At 58.6% G+C, this 17,409-nt stretch carries 18 protein-coding genes and 1 other RNA gene; 12 read left to right on the top strand and 7 right to left on the bottom strand.

The features are described from left to right. The first annotated feature begins 5 nt into the window (after window positions 1–5). The 7 genes from ACR0C9_RS05635 to ACR0C9_RS05605 all read left to right on the top strand — a co-directional run bounded on the left by ACR0C9_RS05635 (window position 6) and on the right by ACR0C9_RS05605 (window position 4,729). Complete coding sequence (locus tag ACR0C9_RS05635; protein ID WP_170518472.1) at window positions 6–656, top strand: hypothetical protein; 651 nt, start codon at window positions 6–8, stop codon at window positions 654–656. Between the two features lie 64 nt (window positions 657–720). After that, window positions 721–1,083, top strand: a complete 363-nt coding sequence (locus ACR0C9_RS05630; RefSeq protein ID WP_170518469.1) for a DUF4345 family protein — start codon at window positions 721–723, stop codon at window positions 1,081–1,083. A gap of 36 nt (window positions 1,084–1,119) precedes the next feature. After that, window positions 1,120–1,467, top strand: a transfer-messenger RNA (tmRNA) gene (gene ssrA / locus ACR0C9_RS05625). Between the two features lie 100 nt (window positions 1,468–1,567). Further along, a complete protein-coding gene (locus ACR0C9_RS05620; protein ID WP_480780567.1) occupies window positions 1,568–1,999 on the top strand; it encodes an ester cyclase in 432 nt (143 codons plus the stop codon). A gap of 129 nt (window positions 2,000–2,128) precedes the next feature. Beyond that, entirely contained in the window at window positions 2,129–2,944 is an 816-nt protein-coding gene (locus tag ACR0C9_RS05615) for a chromate resistance protein ChrB domain-containing protein (RefSeq protein WP_480780566.1), read from the top strand. Further along, window positions 2,941–4,194 carry a chromate efflux transporter gene (gene chrA, locus ACR0C9_RS05610; protein ID WP_480780565.1) on the top strand — a complete coding sequence of 418 codons (1,254 nt, stop codon included), beginning with the start codon at window positions 2,941–2,943 and terminating at the stop codon, window positions 4,192–4,194. Before ACR0C9_RS05615 ends, chrA begins: the two co-directional genes overlap by 4 nt. Window positions 4,195–4,270: 76 nt before the next feature. Next, window positions 4,271–4,729 (top strand): ClpXP protease specificity-enhancing factor SspB, encoded by a 459-nt coding sequence (locus ACR0C9_RS05605; protein ID WP_170450827.1) that lies wholly within the window; start codon window positions 4,271–4,273, stop codon window positions 4,727–4,729. Window positions 4,730–4,758: 29 nt separating this feature from the next. Here ACR0C9_RS05605 and ACR0C9_RS05600 read toward each other — a convergent pair whose 3' ends face one another. Then, window positions 4,759–5,322: a hypothetical protein gene (locus ACR0C9_RS05600; RefSeq protein WP_480780564.1), complete on the bottom strand. Its 564-nt coding sequence runs from the start codon at window positions 5,320–5,322 to the stop codon at window positions 4,759–4,761. Between the two features lie 207 nt (window positions 5,323–5,529). Between ACR0C9_RS05600 and fumC the strand changes: the two genes are divergently transcribed. Genes fumC through ACR0C9_RS05580 form a run of 4 tightly spaced genes read left to right on the top strand, consistent with a single transcriptional unit; the run spans window position 5,530 to window position 7,980 of the window. After that, entirely contained in the window at window positions 5,530–6,924 is a 1,395-nt protein-coding gene (gene fumC, locus ACR0C9_RS05595) for a class II fumarate hydratase (RefSeq protein ID WP_480581286.1), read from the top strand. Beyond that, window positions 6,924–7,100 carry a DUF4169 family protein gene (locus ACR0C9_RS05590; protein WP_170450832.1) on the top strand — a complete coding sequence of 59 codons (177 nt, stop codon included), beginning with the start codon at window positions 6,924–6,926 and terminating at the stop codon, window positions 7,098–7,100. Before fumC ends, ACR0C9_RS05590 begins: the two co-directional genes overlap by 1 nt. Next, the gene (locus ACR0C9_RS05585; protein ID WP_170518449.1) at window positions 7,097–7,318 is read left to right on the top strand and encodes a ribbon-helix-helix domain-containing protein; all 222 of its coding nucleotides are present in this window, start codon (window positions 7,097–7,099) and stop codon (window positions 7,316–7,318) included. The genes ACR0C9_RS05590 and ACR0C9_RS05585 overlap by 4 nt, the downstream gene beginning before the upstream one ends. A gap of 59 nt (window positions 7,319–7,377) precedes the next feature. Further along, window positions 7,378–7,980 (top strand): DNA-3-methyladenine glycosylase I, encoded by a 603-nt coding sequence (locus ACR0C9_RS05580; protein WP_480581289.1) that lies wholly within the window; start codon window positions 7,378–7,380, stop codon window positions 7,978–7,980. A gap of 3 nt (window positions 7,981–7,983) precedes the next feature. On the opposite strand, the gene ACR0C9_RS05575 is transcribed toward ACR0C9_RS05580, so the two are convergent. From ACR0C9_RS05575 to ACR0C9_RS05560, 4 genes are all read right to left on the bottom strand, one after another. Continuing rightward, window positions 7,984–8,865 (bottom strand): fructose bisphosphate aldolase, encoded by an 882-nt coding sequence (locus ACR0C9_RS05575; RefSeq protein WP_480581291.1) that lies wholly within the window; start codon window positions 8,863–8,865, stop codon window positions 7,984–7,986. Between the two features lie 73 nt (window positions 8,866–8,938). Beyond that, complete coding sequence (locus ACR0C9_RS05570) at window positions 8,939–10,288, bottom strand: cytochrome P450 (protein ID WP_480780563.1); 1,350 nt, start codon at window positions 10,286–10,288, stop codon at window positions 8,939–8,941. Then, window positions 10,285–11,487: a hypothetical protein gene (locus ACR0C9_RS05565; RefSeq protein WP_480780562.1), complete on the bottom strand. Its 1,203-nt coding sequence runs from the start codon at window positions 11,485–11,487 to the stop codon at window positions 10,285–10,287. Before ACR0C9_RS05565 ends, ACR0C9_RS05570 begins: the two co-directional genes overlap by 4 nt. 55 nt (window positions 11,488–11,542) lie before the next feature. Continuing rightward, window positions 11,543–12,295 carry a cytochrome c biogenesis protein CcdA gene (locus ACR0C9_RS05560; RefSeq protein ID WP_170450844.1) on the bottom strand — a complete coding sequence of 251 codons (753 nt, stop codon included), beginning with the start codon at window positions 12,293–12,295 and terminating at the stop codon, window positions 11,543–11,545. Between the two features lie 113 nt (window positions 12,296–12,408). Between ACR0C9_RS05560 and ACR0C9_RS05555 the strand changes: the two genes are divergently transcribed. Further along, window positions 12,409–12,642: a sulfurtransferase TusA family protein gene (locus tag ACR0C9_RS05555; RefSeq protein ID WP_170450846.1), complete on the top strand. Its 234-nt coding sequence runs from the start codon at window positions 12,409–12,411 to the stop codon at window positions 12,640–12,642. Window positions 12,643–12,692: 50 nt separating this feature from the next. Here ACR0C9_RS05555 and ACR0C9_RS05550 read toward each other — a convergent pair whose 3' ends face one another. Together ACR0C9_RS05550 and ACR0C9_RS05545 are read right to left on the bottom strand one after the other, a co-directional pair. Continuing rightward, the gene (locus tag ACR0C9_RS05550) at window positions 12,693–15,545 is read right to left on the bottom strand and encodes an Rne/Rng family ribonuclease (RefSeq protein ID WP_480780561.1); all 2,853 of its coding nucleotides are present in this window, start codon (window positions 15,543–15,545) and stop codon (window positions 12,693–12,695) included. 518 nt (window positions 15,546–16,063) lie between these two features. Further along, on the bottom strand, window positions 16,064–17,398 hold the full coding sequence (locus ACR0C9_RS05545) for a sigma-54-dependent transcriptional regulator (RefSeq protein WP_170450850.1): 1,335 nt from the start codon (window positions 17,396–17,398) through the stop codon (window positions 16,064–16,066). Between the last annotated feature and the right edge of the window lie 11 nt (window positions 17,399–17,409).

Genomic DNA, 17,409 nt, shown 5'->3' with positions numbered 1-17,409 from the left:
TTCTGATGACATCAACGGCTGGTCTCTGGCTGGCCGTTGTTCTCAGCGGTGCGTATCACGGGCTGAACCCCGGAATGGGCTGGCCGCTGGCTGTTTCTTCGGCATTGATGGAGCAGCGCCAATCCGCCCTGTGGCGCGCGCTGGCGGCCTTGGCTGGCGGGCATTTCGTGGCGATGCTGGGTGTCCTGCTGCCCTTTGCCCTGATGGCCGTACTGGTTGACTACCAACGCGAGATTCGCATCGGGGCGGCGCTGATCGTCATCGCGATGGGTCTCTATATCGCCCTCACCCAGCGCCACCCGCGATTCCTGTCGCGCGTCCCCCCAAGGAAACTGGCGCTTTGGTCCTTTCTGGTGGCGCTGGCGCATGGGGCCGCGCTGATGCTGGTTCCGATCTATCTGGGCCTGTGCGGCTTGGATGAATTGGATGCCGGGCATCAGGCAATCTCGCAGATTATGACAACGAATGGCCTGCTGGTTCTGGGCGTGGCGGCGCTGCATACCGCCGCAATGATCCTTGGCGGAGGTCTTTTGGCCTATGCCGTCTATCGCTGGCTGGGCCTGCAATTCCTGTCCCGCAGTTGGTTCAATCTGGAACTGATCTGGGCGCTCAGTCTGATTCTGGTTGGAGTTCTGGGGCTGTGGTCGGCGATTTAGTGCTTTTCTTCGGAAAACAACGGATTACCGTTGTCGATGGATAAGCAAGTTGGAAGAGGCCGAAATGGTAACAACCCTGAATGTAATCGTCGCTTTGCTGACCATCGGATTCGGCCTTTTCGGCTTTCTGGCCCCCGCCCACACCGCCAACGCGCTGGATCTGGCCCCGACCGACAGCACAATGGGCCTAAGTGAATTGCGCGCCTCGGTCGGAGGGTTGTTTGTTGTGACCGGCATTGCCGTGATCTGGCTGAACGCGCCGATGGCCTACACAATGTTGGGCGTGGTCTACGCAGGGGCGGCGCTTGGGCGGTTCGTGTCGCTGGCGTTGGACAACCCGCCATTCGTCAAAGCAGCCACTTTTGGTGGAATCGAACTTGTACTGGCCGTCTGGCTGATTGCGGCGAACTTCAACAAAACAACGTAACCATCTGTTCTTGAACGTATCCGCATCCAAAAATCTGGATTTGCAACCCAGCGCCGCCTCACCTATATAGGGTATGTCCTTCGGGACTATGGACATAAACGCGCTCGTAATAAGCGGATCGGACCCGGGGGCGGTACCCGGCGGCTCCACCAACCATCCTTCGTTTGGGGATTTTGGGGCCGAAACAGGATCGACGAACGTCTAAAGGGGTTAGCTTTGTCTCGGCTGTCTGCCACCGTTACCGGCGAAAATAGTACAATTGCAAACGACAATCGTGCTCCGGTTGCAGTTGCTGCGTAAGCAGTAACAAGACCGAAATCTAAGCCCTTGCGCCTAGCCGCGTAAGGCGGGGTTCGCAGGTACCTGGCAACAGAAACCTGCATTTCCACATTATAATGTCTGAGTTTAATTCTTTTTCTGTGCAGATTTAGAGTTTGTTCATCCCTTTTGTCCACTGTCATCCCAGTCAGACAGGAGAGCCGGGATGAAACACACAGATATCCTAAAAGCATGGTACGCCGAGGTTTGGGAACAGGGAAACACCGAAGCGATCGATCAGTATTTTGCGCCCGATACGATGGCCGAGGGGTTGATCCCCGAAATGCAGGTGGGCGCCGACGATTTCCGCGATCTGGTCATGTCCTTCCGTCATATCCTTGGCGAGATCACTGTTGAGATGCCCAAAATCATCGAAAACGGCGATTGGGTTTCAGCCATTCTGCACGTCAAAACCTTCCGCGCCGATAACGGGGCACCGCTGGAGGTCACCGGGCAGGTCATGGCGCGATTCAAGGGCGACAAGATGGTCGAAGCCTATAATCAGTTCGATTTCGTCTCGCTTTTCGAACAACTGGGGCAGTTTCCGCAGGACACACTGCCGGTTTGTATGACGGGGCAAAGACTGGATTGGGCCTGATCCAAGGGTGGTGCAATCTTGACCCATGGGCGGCTTGCACGGTAGCTAGAGCCATGGGGTAAGATTGCGAACGCCCCGTGAGGCGTCAGCCCAAGTTTCGCATGTATCCGAGACTACAAGGAACATGCCATGGCATCGCCAAACTCCATTACCCCAAAGCAATTGTCGCGTCTGATCGGCACACCTCAGGCCCCGATGCTGGTGGATATTTGTCTGGACGAAGATTTTGCGGAGGATCCGTATCTGATCCCCGGTTCATTCCGGCACCCGGTCGCAGACATTGCGGGGCTTGTGCGGCTGGTCTCGGATCGCCGCAGCGTTATCATCTGTCAAAAGGGCAAGAAACTCAGCCAAGGTGTCGTTTCCTGGCTGCGCAGTGAAGGCTGCGCGGCTGAGTATCTGGATGGCGGCACGTATGGTTGGCGCGACCTGCCGGACGGCCTGCGCATTCCGGCCGCGTCTGTGCCGTCGCCGGTTAACGGGCAGACACTGTGGGTCACGCGGCACCGCCCAAAGATTGACCGTATCGCCTGCCCCTGGCTGATCCGTCGCTTTGTCGACCCCAAGGCGAAATTTCTGTTCGTCGCGCCAGCCGAGGTGGAAAGCGTCGCAGAAAAATTCAACGCCACGCCCTTTGACATCGAAAACGCATTCTGGAGCCACCGAGGCGACGCCTGCACATTTGATACACTGTTGGACGAGCTGCGCCTGCGCTCTGAAGCGTTGGATCGGCTTGCAACCGTGGTGCGGGCTGCGGACACCAATCGCCACGACCTTGCCCCCGAGGCAGCCGGATTACTGGCCATCTCGGTCGGCCTGTCACGACAATATCGTGACGATCACGAAAACCTTGAGGCCGGGATGCATCTCTATGACGCCCTGTACCGATGGGCGCGCGACGGGTTTGAAGAAACCCATGACTGGCCGACGGATCGCAGATCATGACGCCTACACTCAGGGAATTAACGCAAGTGTTCGGCAGGATTGGCCTTCTGTCGTTCGGAGGGCCGGCCGCTCAGATCTCGCTGATGCATCACGAGTTGGTTGAACGTCGGCCCTGGCTGGATGAACAAGCCTATCTGCGAGCCTTGTCCTTGTGCATGTTGCTGCCGGGCCCCGAAGCCATGCAACTGGCGACCTATGCGGGTTGGCGCCTGCGCGGCGTGACCGGCGGGTTGATTGCCGGAACCCTGTTTGTGCTGCCCGGCGCGATTGTGATCGCGGCTTTGGTGATGCTTTACGCAGCATTTGGCACCCTGCCCCTGGTTCAGTCGGCCTTTCTTGGGATCAAGGCCACGGTCATCGTGATTGTCCTACAGGCTTTGCTCAAACTGTCCCGCAAGGCGCTGTCGGATGTGGAACACCGCATCCTCGCGGGTCTCGGGTTTCTGGGCATTTTCCTGTTCAACATTCCGTTCCCTTTGATCATTCTGACGGCTGCTCTTTGGGGGTATCTCAGTTTCAAGGGCGCGGGCCCCGCACCCGAACCCACCGCTGCACCGACCTTGGCAAAACCGTTTCGTACGATAGCCATTTGGCTGCCCCTGTGGCTGGGGCCGCTGGTCCTGCTGACACTGTCGGGGCACCAACTGCTCAGCGATCTGGGATGGTTCTTTACCCGTCTGGCCGTTGTAACCTTTGGCGGAGCTTATGCGGTTCTAGCCTACATGACTCAAACGGTCGTCGACCAGTACAACTGGATCAGCACGGGCCAGATGATCGACGCGCTGGGCCTTGCCGAAACAACGCCGGGGCCTCTGATTCTGGTCACGCAGTTCGTTGCCATGCTGACCGGGCAGTTAAACGGAGGCGTCACATTGGCGCTGGCAGCGGGTGCTGTGGCGCTATGGGCGACATTTGTTCCCTGTTTCCTCTGGATTTTTCTGGCCGCCCCCTATCTGGACAGCCTTGCGACAAGGCCAAGGCTGACGGCCGCGCTGCACGGCATCACGGCGGCGGTGGTCGGTGTGATTCTCAACCTGTCCGTGTGGTTCGCCCTAAATGTTCTCTTTGATGTGGTCGGTCAGGCAAGCTGGGGGCCGCTGTCAACTCCTGTTCCGGACGTGTTATCCGCAAATTACGCCGCTTTGGCGCTGACATTTGCCGCAGGACTATTGATTTTCAAAGCAAAATTAGGGATGGCAACGGTATTGGCGCTGATGGCTCTGGCTGGCATGGCCATCCATCTATTCTGATCAATCCGGCCATACCTGCTCTTTCGTTTCCAGTTAAAACGCCTATGCTGGGGATAACCACTTTCGAGGATTACACATGTCGCAAGACATCGACTATGGAAACCTGATGCACACCGCCATGCGCGGTCTCATCAAAACGGTTCTGACCGGCGTTTCCGAAACCGGCCTGCCCGGCACCCATCATTTTTTCATCACCTTCGACACCCGTGAACCCGGCGTGCAGATCGCGGATTGGCTGCGCGAGCGGTATCCGGAAGAGATGACGATTGTCATGCAGCACTGGTTCGAAAACCTTGAGGTTGGCGAGACCGGCTTTGCCATCACGCTGAACTTCGGTGACGCGCCCGAGCCGCTGTATATCCCCTATACCTCCATCAAAACCTTCGTGGACCCGTCCGTCGAGTTTGGCCTGCGGTTCGAAAGCCCCGAGGACGAGCTGGAAGAAGACAATTTCATCGAAGAATCGATTGAGGTTGAAGAGCCCGAGGAACACCACGACGCAGACGTCGTCTCGTTGGACAGCTTCCGCAAATAGGCCCTGAAACCCCGCGACCCACGCGGGGTTTATTGTTTCTTCAGAAACGTTTCGACCGAGCGGGACTTTTCGCCGTTGATAAAGCGCGAGAAGGACAGGTTCAGGCCACCCTCGGCCAGAGTGCGGTCGAACTGCTGCAATTCATATCCGCCGGTCTCATCGATAAACAGTGAAAACACGGTCATCGTGTCCCAGTCGATGCGGCCCCAGACAAAGGGTTCGCCTTTCATGGGGTCCAACGGAACCTCATGACCAAAGACATTGCGCTTCATCGCGGCGGCGAACACGTCGGGCCGGTCAGACGGTTGGAAATCGATTGAAAACGCCTGTTCCTTGACGCGCCCGTCCAGCTTGTAGGTCGTTGTTTTCCAACTGACATTAAAGCCGTTTTTGGTTTCGTGAATCGAAACGCTCATGTCTCGGGGCGTGCTTGTTCCGTCCGCGTCCACCACATTTGCCGAACCGATATAATCTCCGACAAACGGCGTTACGTCGGCGGCGCGGGCCGACACGCTTAGGACTGCGATCCACAAGGTCGCGGACAAAGCCACCGCGATGGCTTTGATTGGCGATATCCGTTCAGATTCGGGCATTTAAACCTCCTCGACCGCAGCCACCTTATTCTAAACATGCGCGCGGTGCGCACAATGGCACAATCCTGTGCGGTGCAAATTAAAATGTTGCCATCCGGCGGCTATACCTTTCGGGACCGTATGTCTAAGGTGCGCGCAACTGGCCGATTGCGTCACAGCGTTGTGGCCGCTAAACGGCATACGACTGCATACCAGACGGAGTGACAGATGTCTCAGACCCGCACCGAATCCGACAGCTTTGGCCCGCTCGAGGTTCCTGCCGACAAGTATTGGGGCGCGCAGACGCAGCGCTCGATCATGAACTTCCCCATCGGGTGGGAGAAACAGCCCGTGGCCATCGTGCGCGCGCTGGGCGTGATCAAGCAAGCCTGCGCCATGGAAAACAAGGCGACCGGCAAGCTGGACGCCAAAATCGCTGACGCGATCATTCAGGCCGCTGGTGAGGTATTCGAGGGCAAGTTTGACGACAACTTCCCTCTGGTCGTCTGGCAGACCGGTTCGGGCACGCAGTCGAACATGAACTCGAACGAAGTTATCGCAAACCGCGCCATCGAGATTCTGGGCGGCGTGATCGGTTCGAAAGACCCGGTGCACCCGAACGATCACTGCAACATGGGTCAGTCCTCGAACGACACCTTCCCCACCGCCATGCATATCGCCACCGCGATGAGCGTGCGCGACGTGTTGCTGCCGGGTCTTGAAAAACTGGCCTCGGGGCTGGAACAGAAGGCCGAGGAGTTCAAGGACATCATCAAGATCGGCCGGACCCATACGCAGGACGCAACGCCCCTGACACTGGGTCAGGAGTTCAGCGGCTACGCCCACCAGATCCGTCAGGGGATTGCCCGTGTGCACGCGGCGATGCCGGGGATCTATGAACTGGCGCAAGGCGGCACAGCCGTCGGCACCGGCCTGAACACCCAGAATGGTTGGGGTGAAGCGGTCGCAGGCCATATGGCCGAGATCACCAGCCTGCCCTTCGTCACAGCGCCGAACAAGTTCGAGGCGCTGGCCGCCCATGACGCGATGGTCTTCCTGTCTGGTGCTTTGGCGACGATTGCAGGCAGTTGCTACAAGATCGCCAACGATATCCGGTTCCTGGGCTCCGGCCCGCGTTCTGGTCTTGGTGAACTGATCCTGCCCGAGAATGAGCCCGGCTCGTCGATCATGCCCGGCAAGGTGAACCCGACTCAGGCCGAGGCGCTGACTCAGGTCGCGGCCCATGTGATGGGCAACAACGCCGCGATGACCTTTGCCGGGTCGCAGGGGCATTTTGAGCTGAACGTCTATAACCCGATGATGTCCTACAACCTGCTGCAGTCGATCCAGTTGCTGGGCGATGCCGCCGACAGCTTTACCGAACGGATGCTGTTGGGCATCAAGGCCAACGAACCGCGCATCGACAAGCTGATGAAGGAATCGCTGATGCTGGTTACGGCGCTGGCTCCGACCATCGGTTATGACAACGCCACCACCGTTGCCAAGACCGCGCATAAGAACGGCACGACCCTGAAGGAAGAGGCCATCGCGCTGGGTTTTGTCGATGAGGCGACCTTTGACGCCGTTGTCCGGCCCGAGCAGATGATCGGCCCGAAAGACTGATGGGCAAGCCGGTCAATCTGAACCGGTTTCGCAAAGAAAGGGCGCGGGCCGAAAAGAAGGCCCGCGCAGATCAGAACGCTGTCGCCTTTGGGCGGACCAAGGCCGAAAAAGACGTCGTGAAACTGCGGCAGGACAAGCAGAAGCGCGACCTGGACAATCACGAGCTGGATGAATGAGCGGCCGTCCCGTCAAACGGTCCCTGACGCTAAAAGGGCATCGCACATCGGTGTCTCTGGAAGATGAGTTCTGGCGGGCCTTTCGGGACATAGCGCAGGAAAAAGATCAACCAATCAATGCTTTGGCGGCAGAGATTGATGTGGCCCGTGATCCCGAAACAGGGCTGGCATCCGCTATTCGGGTTTTCATTTTAGATTGGTATCGCAACAAGGTTTGACCCTTGTCAGCGCGTGCTCAATGCGTGTAGCGTGAATTGAGAACAAAAAGGGTACATGCATGACGGACACAGCCATTGGACCAGACGGCAAACCTCGGTGCACGTGGTCTTTGGCCGCGCCCGAGTTCCCGGAGTATCATGACAATGAATGGGGATACCCGGTGGCCGATGACCAGCGTTTGTTCGAGAAACTGTGTCTTGAAAGCTTTCAGTCCGGCCTCAGCTGGCTGACGATCCTGCGCAAGCGCGAAAACTTTCGCGCGGCCTTTTGTGGATTTGATTTCAACAGGATGGCCGAGTTTTCCGATGCAGATGTCGAACACCTGTTGCAGGACCCAGGCATCATCCGCCATCGCGGCAAGATCGAAGCGGTGATCAACAATGCCCGCCGCGCGCAAGAACTGGTCGCCTCGGAAGGCTCTCTGGCCGCTTATGTCTGGCGGTATGAGCCGGAAATCCCGCCGCCGCCACGCAGCGCCTCAACCTCGGCTGAATCCATCGCCATGTCGAAGGACCTGAAAAAACGCGGTTGGAAATTCGTCGGACCCACCACGGTCTTTGCCTTCATGCAGGCGATGGGATTGGTCAATGACCATGCCGAGGGCTGCATATGCCGGGAAAAAGCGGCGCAGATGCGCCGCGATTTTGTCAAACCGGTCTGAGGCTTAGCAGGACGCGTTGAAGATCTTGTCGATATTGCCGCCCAAAGCCGCGTTGAACTCGGCTTCTGATTGCTGCTTCGACAGTCCTTCGGTCAATGCGCGCGAGAACGAGGCGATCATCTTGCCGTTCTGACCCAGAAGATCACAGGCCTGCTCGGTCGAATACCCGCCCGACAGCGCCACGACACGCACGACGCGCGGGTGATCTGCAACCTCGTCATACAGGTTCGCGTTGCTCGGGATTGTCAGCTTGAGCATCACATCCTGCCCCTCGTCCAACTGGTCGAGGTTTTTCAGCAACTCACCCTTCAGGATATCTTCGGCCTCGGCCTTGGTTTCCGAGTTGATGTTCACCTCAGGCTCGATGATCGGAACCATGCCTGCGGCGACAACCTCGCGCGCGACGTCGAATTGCTGTGCGACCACAGCGGCGATGCCTTCTGCGTTGGCTTCGTGGATGACCGAGCGTTCCTTGGTGCCGAACACGCCCTCGGCCTTGCCCAGGGTTTCAGCCAGCCCCGGAATGGGCTTCATCATCTGAACGCCATTGGCCTGATCTTCCAGCCCTTTGTCGATTTTCAGGAACGGAACGATTCCTTTGACCGACCACAGATAATCGGCCACTTTTCGGCCTTCGATTTCCTCGCCCAACGTGCGTTCGAACAGGATTGCGCCGATCACTTTGTCCTTGGTGAAGTCATCCGCCAGAATGATCCGTGCGCGCATTTTCTGGATTTCACCGAACATTTCCTCGTCCGAACCATATTGCGAGGCATCCACGCCATAAAGCGCCAGCGCCTTGGGAGTCGATCCGCCGCTTTGATCCAGTGCTGCGATAAACCCTGCGCCATTGGACATCTGCGCGCGCTGTTCTGCTTTGGACATAATGTTTTCCCGTTCAAGAATGATTCCGATTTCATTCTTCGCATACAGCACGACGTTGGGCGATGATAGTTTGTTAGCGCTCAACCACGCGCAACCAAATGCCGTCTTTCGATCTGACGGTCAGATGGGCCACCGGAACCGGTGTTTTTTCGGCGATTGTTTCGAATCTGAACCTGCGCAGCAGCGTGGACAGGATCAACGGCCCCTCGACCATCGCAAACCCCGCCCCAGTACAGACGCGCGGGCCGGTGGAGAACGGGATATAGGCGTCGCGCTGACAGGACTTGCCATTTTCGGTGTGCCAGCGTGCCGGATCGAATGCGTCGGGGTTATCCCACAACCGTTCTTGGCGGTGCAGATGCCACGGGCTGATCACGATCTGGGACGCCTTCGGCACTTCTCGATTGCGAAATCTTTCAGGGCAAGCGGCTTGCCGCACCATCATCGGCACCGGCGGGTACAGCCGCAATGCCTCGCGAAACACATCGCGGCTGAGCTTCAGCTTGGACATGACCGCGAACGAGGGGTCGCCCAACGCCTCGGCCTCTTGCGCGACTTTCTCCTGCCACTCAGGGTACAGCGCCATCAGGTACAACGTCCACGCAAGCGCCGAGGCGCTGGTTTCATGGCCCGCCAGAAAGAAAATCGCGACCTGATCGATCATCTCTTCGGTGTCAAAACACGCGCCGGTTTCGGGATCAGGCGTCGTCATGATCTTGGTTGCCAGATCATCCGGGGCCTGACCCTGAGCAATCGCCACGGCCCGCTCGGACGTGAGCCTTGCGATCAGGTCGCGGATTTCCCGAGCCGTCTGACGGGTGCGTTTCGAATGAAACCGGGGCAGCCAGCGTGGCAACGGCACAAAGGCCGCCAGATTCAGTAACGGTTGTTCGCGTTGATAGGTTCGAAACTTACGAAACACCTCGGCAGCGATTTCATGCTCGATCGGTACGGAAAACAGCGTCCGAAAGATCACATCGGCGGCGGCGTGGCTGGTCAATTCTTCGCATTCGACCTCAGCCCCGGCCTGACCGCGCAGCCGTTCAACGCAGGCGTCGGCGGCGGCCAGCATGGCGGGAAACGTGTCTTTCAGACGTCCGCCCTCGAAAGCAGGGTCAATGATGCGGCGCTGGCGTTTCCAGACGTCGCCATTGGTCAGGAATACTGAATTGCCCAACAATGGGCGCAGCCCCTCACTGATACGGCCGGATTTAGGGAAGTCGTCGGGGCGTTTTTTCAGAACGGTTTCAACCAGGTCCGGCTGGTTGATCATGTAGGACCGGAAGAAAGGCGTTCGAAACTCGGCCATCCAGGCGCGGTACAACCGCTCGGGCTGCGCGGACAGCAGATCGCGGCGGAACAGTTTGAGATAGCGCCACAGCGAAACACGATCAGGACGAGAGCGCGGCTTGGGCGGGGTCATGCATCGACACTCGTATGTTTCGAAACCGCGGTCTCGATGCGGGTTTTGGACGGGGTTCGCCCTTTGAACCGTGCGCCCAGTGTTTGGGGGCCCGCCGTGATGCGGAAGTAGTCATAAGTTCCGGGTTGGTCAAAAGCGCAAAGGTATTGAAAATGCAGACGAAAGAACTTCCACCGCAATTCCCGCCACCGCTGGGATGACAATGTCTGAGTAAACGCCGCAGACAGGACCAGCGGCCAAATCTTGTCCGGCCCCGCAACCCCGCTGACCGCAACCGGATCGCAAAGCGCAAAGGAGCACCCATCGCCCGGCGCCGAAACATCGACCCAAGTCAAAGCCTTTTGCGACGACAGAAACCGCAGATCACCCCGCAGTCTTGTGGCCTGGGGCAGAAACGAGACCATCGGAACCACCTGCCCGAGCGTCAAAAAGGACAGAACCGGGCGGTTCGGCAGATCGCCGCGCGCGCGGATCAAATCGGCCAGAACAGACACGCCCAAATGCGCGCCAGAGCTGTGGCCGACGACCAGAACCTCATCCACATCTGCATCCAAGGCGGCATCAATCAGGTGCACAAACTCATCCAGACGATTCTGCAGCCCGGCGGGAGTTTCCCCGTTCAGCTGCGCTGAATAGGCGTAATCGTGCATGAGGTAATAGGCGAACAACCGGTTATCGATCTTTCGAAACCATTGAAGCAGCAGGTAAGCTAAAGCCAAAGAGGGCAACAAACCCCACCAACCCAGAGTAGCTATCGCAACAACCACTACGATCATCGCAGCCGCCAATTGCAGCAAGAGCATCCCAACCGGGTATAGCGCCGCGATCACCGGCCCTTTCCGCAACTGACTGAGCCGTTTCAGCGTGCCGGTTGAGATATAAGTCCACGCCGTGCGCCCGAGTTGAAGATAGGTCGCCAAAATCGACCCGGACATGCTGTCGCGCACGATGTCGGACCAGACCAGAACGTCTATGTCCGTCTGGACCTCCATGCCATCCTGAGCCGATGTCACATGCCAGCCAAATGGTCCTTCGACAGGTTTGGGAGACATAGCAATCTCATAGCCCGAAATTTCGGCCTGCGCCTGCGACTCGGTCCGATACAGCTCACGGTACCGGCGCGCCGGAATCGGGTCGTAGCCAGGGATGTAGAACACCCGGCGTTTACTCACCTGAGGCTGATTTGTGTGACTGCTCATGGCCTTACCTTCTGCTGCGCAGGTTAACGCAGCATTGCGGCCAAGGTAAGGAGGATCAGCCCAGAACCGCCAGTGCCGGGAAGGTTTCCAGCAGCCACCAGCTGAATTCGGTGAAAAGGCCGGTGATCAGCATGATCCCAACGAACAGCAGTAGACCGCCCATCACCTTCTCAATCGTGCCCATGTAGGGCTTGATCCGGTTCATCACACTCATCGAGCGGTTCAGGAACATCGCCGCCAGCAGGAACGGAATGCCCAGACCCGCAGCATAAACACCCAGCAACAACGTGCCGCGCGCAACCGATGCCTCTGACGCCGCCAGGGACAGGATGGCTCCCAACTGCGGGCCGATGCAGGGCGTCCAGCCAAAGGCAAAGGCCAGACCAAGGATATAAGCGCCGAACACCGAGCCTCCGGAATCACCGGTTTCAACCCGCGCCTCGCGGTCCAGCAGCGGAATGCGGAAAACGTTCAGAAAGTGCAGACCAAAGACAATAACCACCGCGCCCGAGAGCTTTGCAAACAGCACCTGATTCTTCAGCACAAACGCCCCAAACGCCGAGGCGGTAAAGCCCAGCAGCAGAAAGACGGTCGACAGGCCCAGAACAAAGAACAGCGCCGACAGGGTCGCCTTGCGCCGCGCGCGTGCCTCATCCTGCATCTCATTGATGGTCACGCCGCTCATATATGCCAGATAGGGCGGCACAATCGGCAGAACGCAGGGCGACAGAAAACTGATCAACCCACCGATCATGGCGATGAACATGGCGGGCAGCAGCCCCGCGTCGATGATATCAATTCCGAACATGACTAAGCACATATGGTATCAGGTGGATTTCGTCACGGGGCCATTCAGTCACATCCTCGTGGTCGTATGTTGCATGCTGGACAGCGTCGCCTGTTGGAAATATCTCAATCAACATGACTGACGAACCCGAGATACTCGACGCGCTAGGGCTTTTGTGCCCCCTGCCCGTTCTGAAGGCCCGAAAGCGGCTGAAATCCCTGCCTGCTGGGGGGCTTTTGCGTGTGCTGGCGGATGACCCAGCCGCAATCGTCGATGTTCCACATTTCTGCATGGAAAGCGGCCATAACTTGCTGTCGCAGGAAGAAGAGAACGGCCATCAGGTCTATCTGATCCAAAAATCAGCCTGATCGGATCGAGCCAAAGAAAAAGGTGGGCACCTGGCCCGCCTTTCTTTTGTTTACTGGCCCAAGGACCACCATCCGCGCCGTTTGGGTTTTGGCGGTTCGCTGGGCTTTTCGGGCTCTTCCGCCACCGTTTCCAAGACCGGTTCGGCTGCGGTTTCTTCTGCTACCGGTTCGGCAGGCGTGTCTTCGACGACAGGTTCGGCTGTAACCTCTTCCGCCTCAGCAGGGTCTTCCTGAGCGTCTGCGGCTTCGATTGGCTCTTCCACCGACTCAGCGACTTCAACAGCCTCAGCCTGAACCTCTTCGGGCTCAGACACTGCAGGGGCTTCGGCTTCTGCGGCAACGTCTTCGGCTTCGGGTTCTGCAACAGGCTCTTCGGCCTCGGGTTCCGCAACAGGCTCAGCTTGGGCTTCCTCAGTCACCTGCGTTTCCACCGTTTCCGGGTCACCGGTTTCTGCCTCAGTTTCGGCCGCAACCGGTTCCGCATCCTTCTTCTTACGACGCGGTGCACGGCGGCGTTTTGGCTTCGCGGGCTTGTCCTCATCTTCGGACGCGTCGGCACCCTCTTGGGGCTTTGCATCGTCAGAGCCATCCTCGTCAGAACCGGCCTCTTCGCTCACGGCATCAGAATCCGCCCCGGCGTCTTGCTGTTCAGCCGCATTGCCACCCTTCTTCCGACGGCGACGGCGACGCTTGCGCTTGGGCTTGGTCTCTTCCTCGGCCTGAACGGTTTCCTCTTCAGCCTCATCCTCATCGGTCGCATCGACCAGATCCATCAGCGAGGCATCCGCAGACACAACAGGCGCGGTCGCCTCGGGCACGATCCGGCTGGCGGTCTTGAATTTCTCCATCGAGAAATCAGGGCTGACCAGATGCAGATCACCTTCGACCCGTACCGACAGACCATAGCGCGCCTCGATCTGAGCGATATGCTCGCGCTTCTGGTTCATCAGGAAGTTTGCAATGCTCACCGGGCAACGCACCAACACCTCGCGCGAGCGGCGGCGGGTGCCTTCCTCTTCGATCTGACGCAGGATCGACAGCGCCATATTGTCGTCCGAGCGGATCAGGCCGGTGCCATGACAGGCCGGGCACGGCTGCGTGGTCGCTTCCAGCATACCGGGGCGCAGGCGCTGGCGGCTCATCTCTAGCAGGCCAAAGCCCGAGATGCGGCCAACCTGAATGCGCGCACGGTCGGTTTTCAGCTTGTCTTTCAGGCGCTTCTCAACAGCGGTGTTGTTCTTGCGCTCGTCCATATCAATAAAGTCGATGACGATCAGTCCGGCAAGGTCACGCAGACGCAACTGCCGCGCCACTTCCTCAGCCGCCTCAAGGTTGGTCTTGAGCGCCGTTTCCTCGATCGAGCCTTCCTTGGTGGCCCGGCCCGAGTTCACGTCGATCGCCACCAGCGCCTCGGTCACGCCGATCACGATATAGCCACCGGATTTCAGCTGCACAGTCGGGTTGAACATCCCCGCCAGATAGCTTTCCACCTGATAGCGCGCGAACAGCGGCAGCGCGTCCTCATACCGTTTCACGTTCTTGGCGTGCGACGGCATGATCATCTTCATGAAGTCCTTGGCGATGCGATAGCCGCCCTCGCCTTCAACCAGAACCTCATCGATATCGCGGTTATAGAGGTCGCGGATCGACCGTTTGATCAGATCGCCTTCCTCGTAGATTTTCGCGGGCGCGATGGATTCCAACGTCAGCTCGCGGATCTGCTCCCACAGACGCTGCAAATATTCATAGTCGCGCTTGATCTCGGATTTGGTGCGTTTGGCCCCGGCGGTCCGGATGATCAGGCCCGCGCCGGTCGGTACGTCGATCTCGGCTGCAATCTCTTTCAGCTTCTTGCGGTCGGGGGCATTGGTAATCTTACGGCTGATCCCGCCACCGCGCGCGGTGTTTGGCATCAGAACGCAGTAGCGCCCGGCCAGCGACAGATATGTGGTCAGCGCAGCACCCTTGTTGCCGCGTTCTTCCTTGACGACCTGCACCAGCAGAACCTGGCGCACCTTGATGACTTCCTGAATCTTGTAGCGACGCGGCCGCGGCTTGCGCGGAGGGCGAATATCCTCGCTGTCATCTTCATCCGCAACCGATTCAATCGAAGCATCCTTGGCAGTTGCATCCGATGGTGCGTTACCGTCTTCGGGGTTCTCACCTTCGGCATCGGCCTTGGCTTCTTCTTCAGCCTGCTCTGGCTCGCTCACCTCGTCCGACGAGTCCGCAGCGTCCTCTGCCGAGGCGTCCACCTCTGCATCGGCCTCACCCTCTGCTTGCGTCTCAGCCGCAGAGTCAGTTTCTTCCGCGGCCTGCTCATCGGCCTCGACCGCTACATCCGCCGCGTCTTCTGCAGGCGTTTCCTCATCCGCCGGCTCTTCCACCGGAGTGTCTGCAACCAAATCAACCGGTGAGGTCCCCTCGGGCACCGCCAGTTCCGCCTCTTCCCCGTCTTCAAGATCGATGGTTTCCATGCCGCTCGGTTCGGACGACACTTCAATCGACTCGACCGCATCATCGGATTTCACATCCGCCGCCTTGGTCCGCGACCGCGACCGGCGTTTTTTCGGCTTGGCCTCTTCCGCTTCATCCCGTGCCTTCATGGCCTCGGCATAAGCGCGCTCTTCCTCCATCAGCGCCTCACGGTCGGCGACGGGGATCTGGTAGTAATCGGGATGAATCTCGGAAAATGCCAGGAAGCCATGCCGGTTCCCGCCATAATCCACAAAGGCCGCCTGCAGCGACGGCTCGACCCGGGTTACTTTTGCAAGATAGATGTTGCCAGCAAGCTGGCGTTTGTTTTCGGATTCAAAATCGAACTCCTCGACCTTGTTTCCGTCGACCACCACGACGCGGGTTTCTTCCGCGTGGGTGGCATCGATAAGCATTTTCTTAGCCATGTGTCCTTGGTGCACCGCGCCAAACGCGTTGTCCTGACCCGTCCAGGCGGACAGGCGCTTTTGGGGAGGTGTCTTGTCAGGGCGATATCAGACGGCGCGCGGCAGGGTCTGGCGCTTTGGCCCCCTGCCCGGTCTCTCAATCGTTGCGCGCGCGTCATCGCGGTTCTTCTCCGACAGGCGCGATTAGGATCGCTGCCTGCCCATTTATTCCTTTCACCCAACGCATCGGGCTCAGGTACTCAACTGCCCCATGGATCGGGGCACAATCGGTCTGCTTCGCGGTGAAAACCAAAGATCACCTGTTGCGACGCAGCGAAACTCAAAGATTCGGGGCTTAAAGGCGCAAAAATGGCCCGGCCCGTTCGGACACAATAAAAGCAGTCCTGTGGAAAACACAATGGGCAAACTGCATCCCGTCCATCTCAAACGCGCCGAGCCCATCTTCTTCTGTTCAAAAATACCTCGGGGGGTGAATTGAGCCTATGGCTCAAGAGGGGGGCTGGTCCCCCTCCCCGGACTCACAAATAGTCCGACCGTTGAAGCCCGTATTTCGCCATCTTCTCATTCAACGTCCGACGAGGCAGGCAGAGCTCATCCATGACCGAGGCAATAGAACCTTTATGTCGCCGCATCGTGTTGTCGATCAGCATCCGCTCGAATGCCTCGACATATTCTTTCAGCGGCTTGCCTTCGGTGGTCATCACCGGCTGCATTTCCTCGTGATCCGACATCAGCAAGGATGCAATCGTCCCCGACCCACGCCGCGATTGCAGCACGGCCCGTTCGGCGATGTTGATCAACTGACGCACATTCCCCGGCCACGGGGCCTGCAACAGCTGCGCCGCTTCCTGAGCGCTGACCTGCGGCGCATCACAGCCATATTCCTCGGCAAATTGCTCGCTGAGGCGGGTGAAAAGGGTCAGAATGTCTTCACCTCGCTGACGCAGCGGCGGCATGGTGATCCGCAACGCGGCAAGCCGATAGAACAGGTCCGGGCGCAGCACGTCTTCGCTGGTCTTTCCGGCCTCTTGCAGGTTCGAAATCGCAACGATGCGTGTTTCCGCCGGGGTGCCCTGTTCATTCATCACGCTCAGCAACCGCGCTTGCAGCGTGTCACTTAGGGCCTCCACATCCTCCAGTACCAGCGTCCCACCACGGGCTTCCTCAATCGCAGGCAGTTGAGCGTCTTCGGGCATCATGGGGCCAAACAGGCGCTTGGACAAAGCCTCTTCTTCCAGTGCCGCGCAGGACACCAGAACGAACTTTTTACCCGCCCGGCTGCCAACCGCGTGCAGGGCATGGGCCACCAACGTTTTACCCGTTCCGGTTTCGCCGTCGATCAGCACATGGCCGTCCGCCTGCCCCAGATCCAGAATATCTTCGCGCAGGCGTTCCATCACGGGGCTGGCCCCGATCAGTTTATTCATGATTTGGGTGCCGCCCGACAACTCGCGCCGCAGCGCCCGGTTGTCCAGCGTCAGACGCCGCGCATTGCTGGCGCGTTTGGCCAGTTCCGACATGCGATCCGGATTGAACGGTTTTTCAAGGAAATCGAACGCCCCAACCCGCATCGCCTCAACTGCCATGGGTACATCGCCGTGACCGGTAATCATGATCACCGGCAGAGTGCTGTCCGCCCCCATCAGCTTTTTCAAAAGCTGAATGCCATCCATCCCAGGCATCTTGATATCCGAGATCACAATGCCCGGATAGTCCGGCCCCAGCACCTTCAACGCATCCTCGGCGCTGGCAAAGGTTTCGGTGTCATATCCGGACAATGCCAGCCATTGGCTGATCGACTGGCGCATGTCCTGTTCGTCATCCACAATGGCGATCTTCATGGCCTGTGCCATAGTCTTCCCTT

The organism is Ruegeria sp. C12, from assembly GCF_056537745.1.
Note: the sequence above shows the minus strand (reverse complement) of the source record. Positions and strands in the feature narration are given on the sequence as shown.